This is a genomic window from Janthinobacterium agaricidamnosum NBRC 102515 = DSM 9628 (assembly GCF_000723165.1).
GTDB lineage: Bacteria > Pseudomonadota > Gammaproteobacteria > Burkholderiales > Burkholderiaceae_D > Janthinobacterium > Janthinobacterium agaricidamnosum.
The window spans coordinates 3,780,489-3,795,153 of the sequence record NZ_HG322949.1 but is presented as its reverse complement, the minus strand read 5'-3'; the positions used below and the strand labels follow the sequence as shown (position 1 = coordinate 3,795,153).

Annotated in this window: 13 protein-coding genes; 12 read left to right on the top strand and 1 reads right to left on the bottom strand. The window is 63.0% G+C overall.

All coding sequences use genetic code 11. From position 1 onward, the window contains the following. Positions 1-91: 91 nt before the first annotated feature. The 6 genes from GJA_RS16170 (at position 92) to GJA_RS16145 (ending at position 6,265) form a co-directional block, all read left to right on the top strand. Positions 92-448 carry a PspC domain-containing protein gene (locus GJA_RS16170; protein WP_038494095.1) on the top strand — a complete coding sequence of 119 codons (357 nt, stop codon included), beginning with the start codon at positions 92-94 and terminating at the stop codon, positions 446-448. 4 nt (positions 449-452) lie between these two features. Beyond that, positions 453-1,886 carry a dihydrolipoyl dehydrogenase gene (gene lpdA, locus GJA_RS16165; RefSeq protein WP_038494092.1) on the top strand — a complete coding sequence of 478 codons (1,434 nt, stop codon included), beginning with the start codon at positions 453-455 and terminating at the stop codon, positions 1,884-1,886. Between the two features lie 91 nt (positions 1,887-1,977). Next, a complete protein-coding gene (zapE, locus tag GJA_RS16160; RefSeq protein WP_038494089.1) occupies positions 1,978-3,075 on the top strand; it encodes a cell division protein ZapE in 1,098 nt (365 codons plus the stop codon). Between the two features lie 44 nt (positions 3,076-3,119). Beyond that, positions 3,120-3,851: a hypothetical protein gene (locus tag GJA_RS16155; RefSeq protein WP_081905642.1), complete on the top strand. Its 732-nt coding sequence runs from the start codon at positions 3,120-3,122 to the stop codon at positions 3,849-3,851. Positions 3,852-3,991: 140 nt separating this feature from the next. Next, complete coding sequence (locus tag GJA_RS16150; RefSeq protein WP_038494086.1) at positions 3,992-4,195, top strand: YdcH family protein; 204 nt, start codon at positions 3,992-3,994, stop codon at positions 4,193-4,195. 90 nt (positions 4,196-4,285) lie between these two features. Then, positions 4,286-6,265 (top strand): DNA repair helicase YoaA, encoded by a 1,980-nt coding sequence (locus GJA_RS16145; RefSeq protein ID WP_038494083.1) that lies wholly within the window; start codon positions 4,286-4,288, stop codon positions 6,263-6,265. Positions 6,266-6,322: 57 nt separating this feature from the next. On the opposite strand, the gene GJA_RS16140 is transcribed toward GJA_RS16145, so the two are convergent. Further along, on the bottom strand, positions 6,323-7,300 hold the full coding sequence (locus GJA_RS16140; RefSeq protein ID WP_038494080.1) for an NADPH:quinone oxidoreductase family protein: 978 nt from the start codon (positions 7,298-7,300) through the stop codon (positions 6,323-6,325). A 276-nt stretch (positions 7,301-7,576) separates the two neighbouring features. On the opposite strand from GJA_RS16140, the gene GJA_RS16135 reads away from it, so the two are divergent. The 6 genes from GJA_RS16135 (at position 7,577) to rpoS (ending at position 14,607) form a co-directional block, all read left to right on the top strand. Next, positions 7,577-8,185 (top strand): toll/interleukin-1 receptor domain-containing protein, encoded by a 609-nt coding sequence (locus GJA_RS16135; RefSeq protein ID WP_038494078.1) that lies wholly within the window; start codon positions 7,577-7,579, stop codon positions 8,183-8,185. A gap of 9 nt (positions 8,186-8,194) precedes the next feature. Further along, positions 8,195-10,771 (top strand): tetratricopeptide repeat protein, encoded by a 2,577-nt coding sequence (locus GJA_RS16130; protein WP_081905452.1) that lies wholly within the window; start codon positions 8,195-8,197, stop codon positions 10,769-10,771. A 141-nt stretch (positions 10,772-10,912) separates the two neighbouring features. Beyond that, positions 10,913-11,650 (top strand): 5'/3'-nucleotidase SurE, encoded by a 738-nt coding sequence (gene surE, locus GJA_RS16125; RefSeq protein WP_038494076.1) that lies wholly within the window; start codon positions 10,913-10,915, stop codon positions 11,648-11,650. Further along, a complete protein-coding gene (locus GJA_RS16120) occupies positions 11,647-12,528 on the top strand; it encodes a protein-L-isoaspartate(D-aspartate) O-methyltransferase (protein WP_038494073.1) in 882 nt (293 codons plus the stop codon). Before surE ends, GJA_RS16120 begins: the two co-directional genes overlap by 4 nt. Before the next feature lie 47 nt (positions 12,529-12,575). After that, complete coding sequence (locus GJA_RS16115) at positions 12,576-13,544, top strand: peptidoglycan DD-metalloendopeptidase family protein (protein ID WP_038494071.1); 969 nt, start codon at positions 12,576-12,578, stop codon at positions 13,542-13,544. Positions 13,545-13,560: 16 nt separating this feature from the next. Further along, the gene (rpoS, locus tag GJA_RS16110) at positions 13,561-14,607 is read left to right on the top strand and encodes an RNA polymerase sigma factor RpoS (RefSeq protein ID WP_038494068.1); all 1,047 of its coding nucleotides are present in this window, start codon (positions 13,561-13,563) and stop codon (positions 14,605-14,607) included. The last annotated feature ends 58 nt before the right edge of the window (positions 14,608-14,665 follow it).

The following is a 14,665-nucleotide window of genomic DNA, read 5'->3' as shown; positions in this document are numbered from 1 at the left end:
AGCATCACCACGCAACACCAAGCCATACCAGAAGACGCAACCGGTTCCCGCTCCGGCGGGAACCTTGACCTTTTTTGAATGAGGTAGCGATATGATCGTCTCTGAAGAAATCCAGCGTCTGCATGAGTTGCACCAGGCTGGCGCGTTAACCGATGCGGAATTCGCGCAAGCGAAAGCCCGGCTGTTGAATGGCGGCGTCAAGCTCGACAAGGAAGCGCCTGCGCCGGACGAGGCATCGCATGACCTGGTGCAGGAATTCAACCGTTTGCGCCGTTCGCGCGGCGACCGCTGGCTGGGCGGCGTGTGCGGCGGGCTGGGCAGGGCGTCCGGCATGGAGTCCTGGATCTGGCGCCTGGTGTTCGCGCTGTTTACGCTGACGTTCGGCTTCGGCGTGGTGATTTACCTTCTTTTGTGGATATTCGTACCAGACGAAGAGATTGGGATTTAAAAATATGAGTACTAAACAATTTGACGTAGTCGTCATCGGCGCCGGTCCTGGCGGTTATATCGCCGCCATCCGCGCCGCGCAACTGGGTTTTTCGGTGGCCTGTATCGATGAGTGGTCGAACGCCAAGGGCGGTCCCGCTCCAGGCGGCACCTGCACCAACGTCGGCTGCATTCCATCGAAGGCGCTGCTGCAATCGTCCGAGCATTTCGAACACGCCGGCCACAGCTTTGCCGAGCACGGCATCGACGTCGCCGGTTTGACGCTGAACCTGGGCCAGATGCTCAAGCGCAAAGATACCGTCGTCAAGCAAAACAATGACGGCATCCTGTACCTGTTCAAGAAAAACAAGATCGCCTTCTTCCATGGCCGCGCGGCATTCGCCGGCGCCGCCAGCGCCGAAGGTTATCAAATCAGCGTCAGCGGCGCCGCCGCCGAAACGCTGAGCGCCAGGCACGTGGTGATCGCGACCGGCTCCAACGCCCGCGAATTGCCAGGCGCGCCGTTCGATGAAAAACTGATCCTGTCGAACACCGGCGCACTGGCGATCGACGCCGTGCCAGCTCGGCTGGGCGTGATCGGCGCCGGCGTGATCGGCCTGGAAATGGGCAGCGTATGGCGCCGCCTGGGCGCTGAAGTGACGGTGCTGGAAGGCTTGCCGGTATTCCTCGGCGCGGTCGACGAGCAAATCGCCAAGGAAGCGGCCAAGCTGTTCGCCAAGCAGGGCCTGAACATCAACCTGGGTTGCAAGATCGGCGCGATCACCCCGGGCAAGAACGACGTCACCGTGGAATACGCGGACGCCAAGGGCGAAGCGCAAAAAGCCGTGTTCGACAAGCTGATCATCTCGATCGGCCGCACCCCGAACACCAACGGCCTGGGCGCCGACCAGGTCGGCCTGCAGCTCGACGAGCGCGGTTTCATCGCGGTCGACGGCGATTGCAAGACCAACCTGCCGAACGTGTGGGCGGTGGGCGACGTGGTGCGCGGCCCGATGCTGGCGCACAAGGCGGAAGAAGAGGGTGTCGCGGTGGCTGAACGCATCGCCGGCCAGCACGGCCACACCAACTTCAACACGATTCCATGGGTGATCTACACCGCGCCGGAAATCGCGTGGGTCGGCCAGACCGAACAGCAGCTGAAAGCCGCCGGCACCGCGTACAAGGCCGGCACCTTCCCATTCATGGCGAACGGCCGCGCACGCGCGCTGGGCGACACCTCGGGCATGGTCAAGTTCCTGGCCGATGCGGTCACCGACGAAATTCTCGGCGTGCACATCGTTGGCCCGATGGCGTCGGAATTGATTTCCGAAGCTGTGGTGGCGATGGAATTCAAGGCGTCGGCGGAAGACATCGCGCGCATTTGCCACGCTCACCCATCGCTGTCGGAAGCGACCAAGGAAGCCGCGTTGGCCGTCGATAAACGCACCTTGAACTTCTAATACCCGGTAGTACCTCGCGTACCTCGCGGCGGGCCGGCAAAGCAGTTTCTGCCTTGCCGGCCCGTTTGCACTATAAAGTTGATCGAATCACATGAATGTCGAAGAGTTTTATCAGAACGCGTTGCAGCAACGCGACTTCAAGCCGGATGACGCCCAGCGCCGCGCGGTCGACCGCCTGCAGCGCGCCTATGAGGAATGGGTGGCCTTCAAGGCGCGGCGCTCGAATGGCTTGAAACGCCTGATCCTGCGTCCCGAGGTGCCGCGCGGCGTCTACATGTGGGGCGGGGTGGGGCGCGGCAAATCGTTTTTGATGGACAGTTTTTATTCGGTGGTGCCGCTGGTGCGCAAGACGCGGCTGCACTTCCATGAATTCATGCGCGGCGTGCACCGCCAGCTCGATGAATTGAAAGGCGTGGCCGACCCGCTCGACGAGGTGGCGCGCCGCATCGCCAAGAAATACCGGCTGATCTGCTTCGATGAATTCCACGTCTCCGACATCGCCGATGCGATGATCCTGTACAACCTGCTGTCGGCGCTGTTCGCCAACGGCGTGTCGTTCATCATGACCTCGAACTACGATCCGGACTTGCTGTACCCGGACGGCTTGCACCGCAACCGCATGCTGCCGACCATCGCGCTGCTGAAGGAAAAGCTGGACGTGATGAATATCGACGCCGGCATCGATTACCGTTCGCGCGCGCTGGAACAGGTCGATTCGTATTACACGCCGCTGGGCGCGGCCGCCGACAAGGCGCTGCGGCACGCCTACGCCAGCGTGGCCGAGACCGCCGACGACGATTCACGCATCCTGATCGAAAGCCGCGAAATCCGCTGCCTGCGCCGCGCCGGCGGCATCATCTGGTTCGATTTCGCGACGCTGTGCGGCGGCCCCCGCTCGCAAAACGATTACCTGGAAATCGCCAGCCGTTTTCATACCGTGATATTGTCCGGGATACCGGCGATGTCGGCGGCACAATCTTCCGAGGCGCGCCGCTTCACCTGGCTGATCGACGTGTTTTACGATCAAAAGGTGAAACTGCTGATGTCGGCCGAAGTGCCGCCGGAAGAACTGTATACCAACGGCACGCTGTCGAATGAATTTCATCGCACCGTGTCGCGCATTGTCGAGATGCAATCGCGCGAATATATGGAAAAAGAACAGCGCGGCGCGGCCGATGCGATGGTGTGACGCGGATGCGCCGCGGATTGAAATCGGATAAGGAAACAAGCAAGATGGCAAGTCAATTCAAACAATCCCTGTCCAGCCCGCTGCGCGCGGGCTGGGCGCCGGCGCTGGCATTGCTCCTGGCGCTGGCCGGCTGCGCGCAAGCACCGCGCCACGCCGCGCCTATCGTGGTGCCGCTCACCACGACGGTGGAAGGCGCCGACGCCAAGCTGGAAAAAGTGAGCCTCGAGCGGGCTGAAGCGGAAGCCGTGTATGCCGCCAGCGAGCAAGTGTGCTACGCCAAGTTCTTCGTCAACAATTGCCTCGACAAGGCCAAGGAAGTCCGCCGCATGGCGCTGCTGCAATTGCGCGCCATCGAAGTCGAGGCCAGCCATTTCAAGCGCGCCGATTCGGTCGCCAGGCGCGACGCGGAATTGGAGCGTGGCTTGCAGGACGCCGCCGCCGATGCCGCCGCGCGGGCCGCCGCGCCGCCGGCGCCGCTGAAAGTGGTGGCGCCGGAACCGGCGCCGCCGGCCTCCGGCAAGACGCTGGCCCAGCGCCAGGCCGAGCATGACTTGAAGATCAAGCAACTGGCCGATCAAGAGCAGGCTGAAGCGGGCGCGCGCGCGGCCAAGGCGGCAGAGTACCAGCGCCGCCAGGCCGAAGCGCTGGAGCGGCAAAAGAAAGTTGCCGATACGGTGGCGCAAAAACAAGCCGGGGCGGCCGCCAAGGCAGCCGCCGATGCCGCCGCGGCGGCCGCAGCGGAGGCCGCCGCAGCCGCGGCCGACGCGAAAAAATAAGCTGAAACCGCGTCCAGCCCGGCGCGGCGCCAAAACCAGGTGCCGCCCGGGCGGCGGCGGGTTACACTACGCGCTTGCGGCGCTGGCGCAACTGCGGCGCCGGCATTATCATTCGTATCACCCTGCCAAGAATGCGACCCATGACCGATGCACAGCAGCAAATACAGCGGCGCCTGATTGAACTCGATGTCGAACACCGCGACCTGGACGCGGTGATCGAATTATTGGTACTCGACGGCCATCACGATGAGCTTCAATTGCGCCGCCTCAAGAAGCGCAAGTTGCAGTTGAAAGACTATATCACCCTGCTGAAAATGCAATTAGTTCCCGATGTCCCGGCCTGAACCGCGTCCCGCGTCCCGGCCTCACCAAAGTTTATTTTGACCGAACAACATTTAATACCGGCCGACCAGGCTCAACCAGCCGATCAGTTATTGCCGCTTGAAGAGCCCGGCAAGCACGACGAGGATATCGAACGCCTGTTTGGCGCCGGCGGTCCGCTCGGGCCGGCGGTCGGCAGCTACAAGCCGCGCCGCTCGCAAACCGAGATGGCCAAGGCGATTGCCCATGCGATCGATACCCAGACCACGCTGATCGCCGAGGCGGGCACGGGCACGGGCAAGACCTTTGCTTACCTGGTGCCGGCGCTGCTGTGGGGCGGCAAGACCATCGTCTCGACCGGCACCAAGAACTTGCAGGACCAATTGTTCTTGCGCGATATTCCGACCGTGCGCGCGGCATTGCAGGCGCCGGTCTCGGTGGCGCTGCTGAAGGGCCGTTCGAACTACGTTTGCCATTACCACCTGGAGCGCACCTTGCAGAATGGCCGCATGACGTCGCGCGACGACGTCGGCCATTTACGCGAAATTTCGCGCTTCCTCAAGATGACCAGTTCCGGCGACAAGGCCGAATTGACCAAGGTGCCGGAAAACGCGCTGATCTGGAACCTGGTGACGTCGACCCGCGACACGTGCATGGGCGCGGAATGCCAGTATTACCAGGACTGTTTTGTGATGAAGGCGCGCAAGGAAGCCCAGCAGGCGGACGTGGTGGTGGTCAACCACCACCTGTTCTTTGCCGACGTGGCCTTGAAGGATACCGGCGTCGCCGAACTGCTGCCATCGGCCAACACCATCATCTTCGATGAAGCGCACCAGTTGCCCGACACCGCCACGCTATTCTTTGGCAATACCATCTCGACCTCGCAAATCCTCGAATTGTGCCGCGATGTGCTGGCCGAGGGCCTGGCGCACGCGCGCGGCATCGACTGGGCCAGGACCGTGACGGTGGTGGAAAAGGCCGCGCGCGATTTGCGCCTGACTTTCCCGCAAGATATCGTGCGCCTGTCGCTGCCGCAAATCGCCGCATCGAGCGATTTCTTCCCGGCGCTGGACACGCTGAAGGATGAGCTGGACGGCATGGTGGCGGTACTGGAAAGCCAGGCCGAACGGGCCGAGACGCTGGAACAATGCCGCGTGCGCGGCGTCGAGCTGGCGCAGCAGCTGGCCGGCTGGAAGTTCGATCCGAAGGCCAAGGTCGCCACCGGCGAAGAGGCGGTGTTCTGGGTCGAAGCGTTTTCCAGTTCCTTGCAATTGCATAAGACCCCGCTATCGATCGCGCCGATTTTCAATAACCAGCGCGAGGGCGCGCCGCGCAGCTGGATTTTCGCGTCGGCGACGCTGGCCGTCAAAAACGACTTCAAGCATTTTTCCGAACAGATGGGCTTGACCGGCGAACCGGCGCGCACCTGGCCGAGTCCGTTCGACTATGGCCAGCAAGGCTTGCTGTTTGTGCCGCAGAATTTGCCGCAACCCAATTCGATGGGCTATACCGACGCCGTCATCGATTGCGCCTTGCCGATCATCGAAGCGGCTGGCGGACGTACTTTCTTCCTGTGCACCACCTTGCGCGCGGTGAAGCGGGCGGCCGAGCGGTTGGCCGATGAGTTCGCCAAGCGCGGCTTGAACTTTCCGCTGTTCGTGCAGGGCGAGCGGGGCCGTACCGAATTGCTGGACCAGTTCCGCAGCGCCGGCAATGGCGTGCTGATCGGCAGCCAGAGTTTTTGGGAAGGCGTCGACGTGCGCGGCGACGCCTTGTCGCTGGTCATCATCGACAAATTGCCGTTCGCGCCGCCCGACGATCCGGTCTTGGCCGCGCGCATCGAAGTGATGGAAAAGCAGGGGCTGAACGGCTTCATGCATCACTCGCTGCCGGAAGCGATCATCAACCTGAAGCAGGGCGCCGGACGGCTGATCCGCGACGAGGGCGACCGCGGCGTGCTGATGATTTGCGATCCGCGCCTGATTTCCAAGCCGTACGGCAAGCGCATCTGGCAAAGCTTGCCGCCATTCAAGCGCACGCGCGATACGGCCGAAGTGGTGGAATTCTTCAAGAACTTGCCGGCCAAGCAATAGTTTGCAGCGATGCGCAGGCCGGCCCGGCGCACCGCGCGCCCGCCGACCTTCCTGACCTCACCCCGGCAAGATCACCACCTTGCCGGTCACCTTGCGCGCCGCCATGTCGTTCAATGCCTGCGCCGTGTCTTCCAATGCATAGCGGGCCGAGATATGCGGCCGGATCCTGCCTTCGGCCAGCCAGCCCAGCAACTGGCGCATCGCCGCCAGGTTCGCCTTCGGCTCGCGCTTGGCGTATTCGCCCCAAAACACGCCGACCAGCGACGCGCCTTTCAGCAAGGCCAGGTTGAGCGGCAATTTCGGTATCTCGCCATTGGCGAAACCGACCACCAGGTAACGTCCGCGCCAGCCGATCGCGCGGAACGCCGCTTCCGCATAAACGCCGCCGACCGGATCGTAGATCACGTCCGGCCCCTTGCCGTCGGTGGCCGCCTTGATCGCCTCGCGCAAGTCGCCGCTGGCATAGTTGATGGTGGCGTCGGCGCCGTGCGCGGTGCAGACCGCCAGCTTGTCATCGCTGGACGCCGCCGCGATCACGCGTGCGCCGAGCGCCTTGCCGATCTCGATGGCGGCCAGTCCGACTCCGCCGGCCGCGCCAAGAACCAGCATGGTCTCGCCAGCTTTGAGCGCGGCGCGGTCGAGCACCGCATGGTGCGAGGTGCCGTAGGTCAGCGTGATGGCGGCCGCGGTATCGAAATCCATGCCGGGCGGCATAGGCATCAACGCTTGCGCCGGCACCGCCAGCTGCTGCGCAAAACCGCCGACGGCGCTGAAGGCGATGACACGGTCGCCCGGCTGGTAAGCGCTGACGCCGTCGCCGACCGCGCGCACCACGCCGGCGACTTCGCTGCCGGGTATGAAGGGCAGTTCCGGCTTGAACTGGTATTTACCCTGGATGATCAGCACGTCGGGAAAGTTGACGCCGGCTGCCTTGACGTCCAGCACTACCTGGCCCGGCCCCGCCACCAGGTCCGGCAACTCCTCGACCGCCAGGCTGTCCGGCAAGCCCCACGCCTTGCATACTATCGCTTTCATTTGTCTCCTCCAGGGTTGATGTCATCAGAAAATAGTACGACCGTTTATTTTTTTGATTATGCCTGAATCCGGCTCCGGACACGCGTTTCCGATGCTCTTTCCAGAGATTTATTTCCTGCTGCAAACGAACTGACGCCCCTTGCCGCATGCATATGCATGAGGCCGATGTATCTTTGCGCCAGCGCAAAGTGCCAGTGACCCAGCTGATTAGAGTGGGTAAAAGTGTCGCATTATCAGTAAGGCAACAAATGAGAAGGAACAGGAAGGGGGGATGATATGGATACTGTCCGCTACGGCTGTTTCTTCAGTTATGCGCACGGCCATTATGTGTTCATGAACAAGTTCAAGAATGACTTGATTGAAGCGCTGCAATGCTATCTGGAACCACATCTTGACAACGAGCATGCCTTGTTTGTCGACAGCGAACAGCTGGGGGGAGGCGACGACCTGGACCAGCGCATTGCGCGCGCCTTGTGCGAGAGCGTTTGCATGATCCTGCTGTACACGCCCAAGTATGAAGCCCATCCCTATACCCGGCGCGAGTTTGCCGCGATGCAGTTGATCGAACTGGAACGGCGCGGCTGGTACACCTTGCCCAGCCATCTGATCATTCCCGTCATCATGACCCGCCATCCGGCCGGCTTGCCGCGCCAAATCACCGAGCCGGGCATGTACCTCGATTTTTCCGGCTATACGCTGGCCAGCGGCGACTTGAAGGCCAATCCCGATTACTTGCCCGCGATCCAGAAAATCGTCGAGCGCATCGCCAGTCATTACCACTTGTTAAAAAGTTCCACCCCGCCCGGCCACGATTGCAGCCGTTTCGTGATGCCCGATATTCCGCCGGAATGGCGTATCGTTCCGCCCCCTCACTTTCCACGTTAAAGGTTCGCCATGGAACTCCACCGCCTGTTCCTGCCGCCGCTGACAGCGCCCGGCGAAGTCGTCACCTTTTATTCCTATAAAGGTGGCACCGGCCGCACCATGGCCCTGTCGAACATCGCCGTACTGCTGGCCAAGCGCCAGAATGCGACAGTGCCGGTGCTGATGGTCGACTGGGACATGGAAGCGCCCGGCCTGCACCATTATTTCGGCCAGCACGAGGAACGTCCCGGCGTGCTGGAATTCTTCGAAGCGTGCCGCGCGCAGCTGGAACTGTTCGGCGCCGCCGACGGCCAGGCCGACGATACCGAGCTGGCCAGGCGGGTGCTCGACGCGATCGACTGGCAGCAGTACGTGGTGCGGGTCGATCAAAGCAGCCCGCTGTACCTGATGCGCGCCGGGCGCTTCGACGCCACCTATAACGACCGGCTGGCGGCAATGCATTGGGATAAGCTGTTCCATTCCTGCCCGGCGCTGTTCCGCTGCTTCGCCGCAAACCTGGCGCGCCATTTCCGCTATGTGCTGGTCGACTCGCGCACCGGGCGCACCGACAGCGCCGGCATCTGCACCACCTTGCTGCCGAAAAAGCTGGTGGTGGTGTTTACGCCGAACCGGCAAAGCCTGGAAGGCGTCGATGCGCTGGTCACGCGCGCCATCGAATACCGCCGCAGCCACGAAGACGAACAGCGCCAGCTGCTGGTGTATCCGCTGCCGTCGCGCATCGAAATGGGCGATGGCGAACAGCGCGCCGAATGGCGCCGCGGCGATCCGCAAAAGGCCATCTTCGGCTTCCAGCCGATGTTCGAGCGCCTGCTGCGCTCGTCCTATGGCCTGTCGCACATCGCGATGGACAGTTATTTCGACGAAGTGCAATTACAGCAGACCAAGACCTTTGCGTATGGCGAACAATTGGCGGTGCGCATAGACCAGGGCGGCGACCGTTTTTCGCTGACGCGTACCTTCGAAGCGTTCCTGCAATGGCTGACCGGCGATTTCTTTCCGTGGCAATCGAGCCGCGAAATCCATTTGCTGGCCGCCATCGACGAAGCCCGCCGCGCACTGGACGAAGTGCCGAGCCGCACCGTGGCATTGCCGATGGCGCGCGACCTGACCCGCCTCGGCGAGTTGTACCGCAAGGAGGGCAAGGCCGTGCAGGCGCTGGCAAGCTTCAAGCACAGCCTGGAAATTCGCCGCCAGGTGCTGGGCGAGGAACATATCGACACGCTGGCCAGCAAGGGCGGCCTGGCGCGCATGCTGCGCCAGATGGACAAGCTCGATGAAGCCCAGTTCATCGAAGAAGACGTGGTCGAGGCGCGTGAGCGCTTACTCGGCCGCGACCATCCGGACACCCTCAGCGCCAAGTCCAACCTGGCCAGCACCTTGCTGGCGCGCGGCGATCACCTGGGGGCGCTGGTGCTGCAGGATACCGTGCTCGACGCGTATATGCGCCAACTGGGTACCGAGCACCTGCTGACCCTCGGCGCGCTGGCCAGCCGCGCCGCGACGTTCGCCAGGATGGGCCAGCAAGAGCAGGCCCGCAGCCAGTTCGAAACCGTGGTGGCGGTGCGTGAGCGCTTGCTCGGCGCCGAACATCCCGATACGCTCAGCAGTAAGCATGCACTATCGCAAACGCTGGCCGCGCAAAACGACCTGGCCGGCGCGCGCCGCCTGCTCGACACCGTGGCCCGCGCGCAAGAGCGGCGGCTCGGCATCGATCATACGCAGACGCTGGCGGCCTGGGATGCGCTGGGCGAGATCCTGACGCGCCAGGGCGACTGGCCGGCGGTGCGCCAGTTGCATGAAAACCTGGTTACGGCGCGCGGACGCAGCCGTGGTTTCGATCATCCGGAAACGCTGATGAGCCAGCGTAACCTGGCGCAGGCGCTGGTGCAGGATGGCGAACTGGCGGCGGCGCGCAGCGTGCAGGAGCAGGTGGTGCAGGTGCACCAGCGTTTGCTGGGCGACGATCATCTCGACACCTTGCACAGTAAAAAACAATTGGCCGGCACCTTGCAGCGGCAGGGCGAGCAGGATGCCGCGCGGGTGCTGGAAGATGCGGTGCTGAGCGCGAGTGACCGCTTGCTTAACGGCCATTCCTCGTCAGGACTGGACGCGATGCCGCATGACGGGCTGATCCATAATGGCTTGAATTATCACGGCCTGGCCCAGCATGACGGCGTGCCGCATGGCGGGATGGTGCATGGGGCGCTGTTGCCGCATGGTTTGGCGCCCGACCGTTTGACGCATGACTGGCAGTTGCGCCGCGCGCGCAGCTTGCAGGAAACGATATTGGCGGCGCGCGCCAGCAGCCGCGCGGTGGAGCAGCCCGAAGCGCTGGCCAATATGATCAGCCAGGTGCAGGAATTGATGGACGCCGAGCAATATCGGCAAGCGCGCGACCTGGCCGACCGTTTGCGCGAACCGTTGCTGAAGCCCGGCGTCGCCGGGAAGTTACGCAAGCGCGGCATGGCCTTGCTCAAGAAAATGTACAAGATGGAGGGCGACAAGGATGCGCTGGTGTCCTTGCAAGAAGATGAAGTGTCGGCGCTGGAAGGCGCGCTGTCGCAGGCGCGGGTGGCCAACCGCTGAGCCGGCGGCCGTGCCGACACGCGGCGCGGCGGCCAGCGCGCTGCAGGCCATGGTGAAAGGGCTGGCGATGCTTGCAAAATTTAGATGCTGATCGGTACACGGTTTGTGTAGCCGGGGCGTTGCTTCAGGTAAAATCTCTGCATGAGAATTCTTATCAGTAACGACGACGGCTACCTCGCCCCCGGCATCAGCGCGCTGGCCGAGGTGCTGTCCACGATCGCCGAGATCGTCGTGGTGGCACCCGACAGCAACCGCTCCGGCGCCTCCAACTCCCTGTCGCTGGACCGGCCCTTGTCGGTGCAGCAGGCGGCCAATGGTTTTTATTTTGTCAACGGCACGCCGACCGATTGCGTGCACGTGGCGCTGACCGGCATGCTGGACTACAAGCCGGACCTGGTGGTGTCGGGCATTAACAATGGCCCGAACATGGGCGACGACACCTTGTATTCCGGTACGGTGGCGGCGGCCACCGAAGGGTATCTGTTCGGCATTCCGGCGCTGGCCTTTTCGCAAGGTTCCTACGGCTGGGCCAACCTGGACAGTGCGGCGCGGGTCGCGCGCGACATCGTGCTGCGCCGTTTCGATGCGCTGGAAAAACCGTACCTGCTGAATGTCAATATCCCGAACCTGCCTTACGATGAATTGAAAAGCACGGTCGCCACCCGGCTGGGGCGGCGCCACTCGGCCCAGCCGGTGATCAAGGCGCACGATCCACGCGGCCGCGAAATCTTCTGGATCGGGCCGGTCGGCAATACCAGGGACGCCGGCGAGGGCACCGATTTTCATGCCACCGCGCAAGGCCATGTCTCGATTACCCCGCTGCAAATCGACCTGACCCACAAAACCCAACTGGATGCATTGGCAAAAGGCCTCGCATGAACGATAAACACCGGACCTTCCCCCTGCCTTTATCGTCGGTGGTAGATAAACCGGTGAAAAAAGCGGGCACATTTTCTCCCGCCAAGGTGGCCACGCCGCAAACGGCGACCCAGAACGCGGCGCAAAACGCCGGCCGTGGCGGCCATGGTTATGCCGATGCGGCGGCGTCGCCGTCGCGTTCGCACAGCCATGCGCAAGAGCGTACCCAGCCAGCCAGCGGCGCCATGGCGCCGCGGCCGGATGCGATGGTGTCGGAGGCGGTGCGGCGCGCCATGGTGGCGCGGGTCGCCAGGCAGGGCGTGCGCGACGGCGTGGTACTGGCGGCGCTGCAAACAGTGCCGCGCCATTTGTTCGTCGAAGAGGCGATGGCGAGCCAGGCCTATATCGACGCGTCGCTGCCGATCGGCCATCACCAGACGATTTCGCAGCCGTATATCGTGGCGCGCATGATCGAAGCGATGCGCAACGGCGGCAGGTTGAAGCGGGTGCTGGAAATCGGCACCGGCTGCGGTTACCAGGCGGCGGTATTGTCGCTGGTGGCGCAGGAAGTGTATTCGATCGAACGGATCAGGCCCCTGCATGAGCTTGCCAAGGCCAATTTGCGGCCTCTGCGCGTGCCGAACCTGCGTTTGCACTACGGAGATGGTATGCTTGGCCTGCCGCAAGCGGCTCCCTTCGACGGGATCATCCTTGCCGCCGCCGGGCTGGAAGTGCCGCAAGCCTTGCTGGAGCAACTGGCCACGGGCGGGCGACTGGTGGCGCCGGTAGGCGCCCGATTGCAGCATTTACAATTAATCACCCGGGTCGGAACAATGGAATGGACCAGCGAAACACTGGAAGATTGCCATTTTGTGCCCTTGCGTCCGGGAACGGTGTGATGCTTGCCAAGAAAAAAAAGCCGGACCTATCCAACCACATTATGCGAATGACTAAAAACAGCAATTTAATTTTACTGAGCCTGACACTGGCGCTGGTGAGCGCTTGCAGCAGCACCGGCTTGCAAGCGCCGGTGGTCGAGCGCAGCCCCGGCGAAGCCAGCCGTGGCGCCGCCGACGAAGCCGCCAAGGACCGCGACCCGGCGCTGTACACCGTGAAACGCGGCGACACGTTGATCCGCATCGCGCTGGAACATGGCCAGAATTACCGCGACCTGGTGGTCTGGAATAATTTGACGAACCCGAACGACATCAAGGTCGACCAGGTCTTGCGCGTGGCGCCGCCGGATGGCGGCGCCAGCGCGTCGAATCTGCAGGGCGGGGCGCAAACCTCGGCCGTGATCATGCCGCCGCCAACCGAAACCCGGCCGGCGCCGACCCCGCCAGTGACGAAGAAGACTGGCCCGCGCGGCGAAAAACGGCCGTATTCCGATGGCGCGCTGGCGGACATGCGCGCCGATGGCGCACCGGAAGGCAAGGCCGCCGATACGCCTGCGCCGGCGCCAGCCGCCGCGCCGGCTGCGGCGCGCCCTGCGTCCACCCCGCCAGCGGCACCGTCGCCAGCGGCCTCGGCCAGCAGCGCCGACGATGAAAAACTGAGCTGGATGTGGCCATCGGAAGGCAAGATCATCGCCACTTTCGATGAAGGCAAGAACAAGGGCATCGATATCGCCGGCCGCGCCGGCCAGCAAGTGGTGGCCGCCGGCGCCGGTAAAGTCATGTATGCCGGCAGCGGCATCCGCGGTTATGGTAATCTCGTCATTGTGAAGCACAGTAATAGTTTGCTGTCGGCGTATGCGCATAACCGCAGCATCCTGGTGAAAGAGGGCCAGACCGTCAGCAAGGGGCAAGCGATCGCCGAAATGGGAGATTCCGATACCGACACGGTCAAGCTGCACTTTGAAATACGCCAGCAAGGCAAACCGGTCGATCCGTCGAAATTCCTGCCTAACCGTTAGATGCGATGATGATGCGATGACAACCATGCCGCACGATCGATTGGAAGATGATACGGCGCCGGAAGATTTTCCGGATGAGCCGATGGATGAGCTGGCCGATGAGCTGGACATCGATTCCGTCGATGGTGCGCGGCAGGGACATGGCGAGGCGGCGCAAGAGGCCGCCGCGCCGGCCGGCGGCCTGCTGGAAAGCGTCGATGAATTGAAAAAAGTGCTGGCGGCGGAACTGTCGACCGACACCACCCAGCATTACCTGAACCAGATCGGCACGCGCGCCTTGCTGACCGCGCCGCAGGAAGTGCATTACGCCACGCTGGCCAAGCAGGGCGATTTCCAGGCCCGCCAGACCATGATCGAGCACAACCTGCGGCTGGTGGTGTCGATCGCCAAGCACTACATCAACCGCGGCGTGGTCTTGCTCGACATGATAGAAGAGGGCAATATCGGCCTGATGCGGGCGATCGACAAGTTCGAGCCCGAGCGCGGTTTCCGTTTTTCCACGTACGCCACCTGGTGGATACGCCAGAGCATCGAGCGGGCCATCATGAACCAGGCCCGTACGGTGCGCCTGCCGGTGCACATGGTGCGCGAACTGAACCAGATCCTGCGCGGCAAGTACCACCTCGAAGCGCAGCACCACAACGGCAAGGACGCCACCGCCGAAGACATCGCCGAACTGGTCGGCCGGCCGGTCGAGGAAGTGCAGGATATCCTGGCGCTGTCCGAACACGCCACCTCGCTCGACGCGCCGCTCGACAACGACCCGCAATCGTCGCTGATGGACATGTTGCCCGGCGATAGCAATGAAGCGCCGGACACCCGCGCCGAACAGCATGAAATGACGCTACTGGTGCGCGACTGGCTGACCAAGCTGCCGGAAAAACAGCGGCTGGTCATCATGCGCCGTTTCGGCCTCGATAACGACGATCCGGCCACGCTGGAAACGCTGGCCGAGGAAATGGGCGTGACCCGCGAACGGGTGCGCCAGATCCAGCAGGAAGCGCTGGTCAAGCTGAAGCGGGCGATGGCGGCGCGCGGCGTGGTGCGCGACTCGCTGCTGTAAAACCTGCTGCGTCGCCATCGCCGGCGCCGTCCGGCCGATGCGCATCTGCTATCATACG

Bases quoted from the DNA above. Each gene is read 5' to 3' on its own strand.
- GJA_RS16170 (WP_038494095.1), top strand. From the start codon at position 92: ATGATCGTCTCTGAAGAAATCCAGCGTCTGCATGAGTTGCACCAGGCT.
- lpdA (WP_038494092.1), top strand. From the start codon at position 453: ATGAGTACTAAACAATTTGACGTAGTCGTCATCGGCGCCGGTCCTGGC.
- zapE (WP_038494089.1), top strand. From the start codon at position 1,978: ATGAATGTCGAAGAGTTTTATCAGAACGCGTTGCAGCAACGCGACTTC.
- GJA_RS16155 (WP_081905642.1), top strand. From the start codon at position 3,120: ATGGCAAGTCAATTCAAACAATCCCTGTCCAGCCCGCTGCGCGCGGGC.
- GJA_RS16150 (WP_038494086.1), top strand. From the start codon at position 3,992: ATGACCGATGCACAGCAGCAAATACAGCGGCGCCTGATTGAACTCGAT.
- GJA_RS16140 (WP_038494080.1), bottom strand. From the start codon at position 7,300: ATGAAAGCGATAGTATGCAAGGCGTGGGGCTTGCCGGACAGCCTGGCG.
- GJA_RS16135 (WP_038494078.1), top strand. From the start codon at position 7,577: ATGGATACTGTCCGCTACGGCTGTTTCTTCAGTTATGCGCACGGCCAT.
- GJA_RS16130 (WP_081905452.1), top strand. From the start codon at position 8,195: ATGGAACTCCACCGCCTGTTCCTGCCGCCGCTGACAGCGCCCGGCGAA.
- surE (WP_038494076.1), top strand. From the start codon at position 10,913: ATGAGAATTCTTATCAGTAACGACGACGGCTACCTCGCCCCCGGCATC.
- GJA_RS16120 (WP_038494073.1), top strand. From the start codon at position 11,647: ATGAACGATAAACACCGGACCTTCCCCCTGCCTTTATCGTCGGTGGTA.
- GJA_RS16115 (WP_038494071.1), top strand. From the start codon at position 12,576: ATGACTAAAAACAGCAATTTAATTTTACTGAGCCTGACACTGGCGCTG.
- rpoS (WP_038494068.1), top strand. From the start codon at position 13,561: ATGACAACCATGCCGCACGATCGATTGGAAGATGATACGGCGCCGGAA.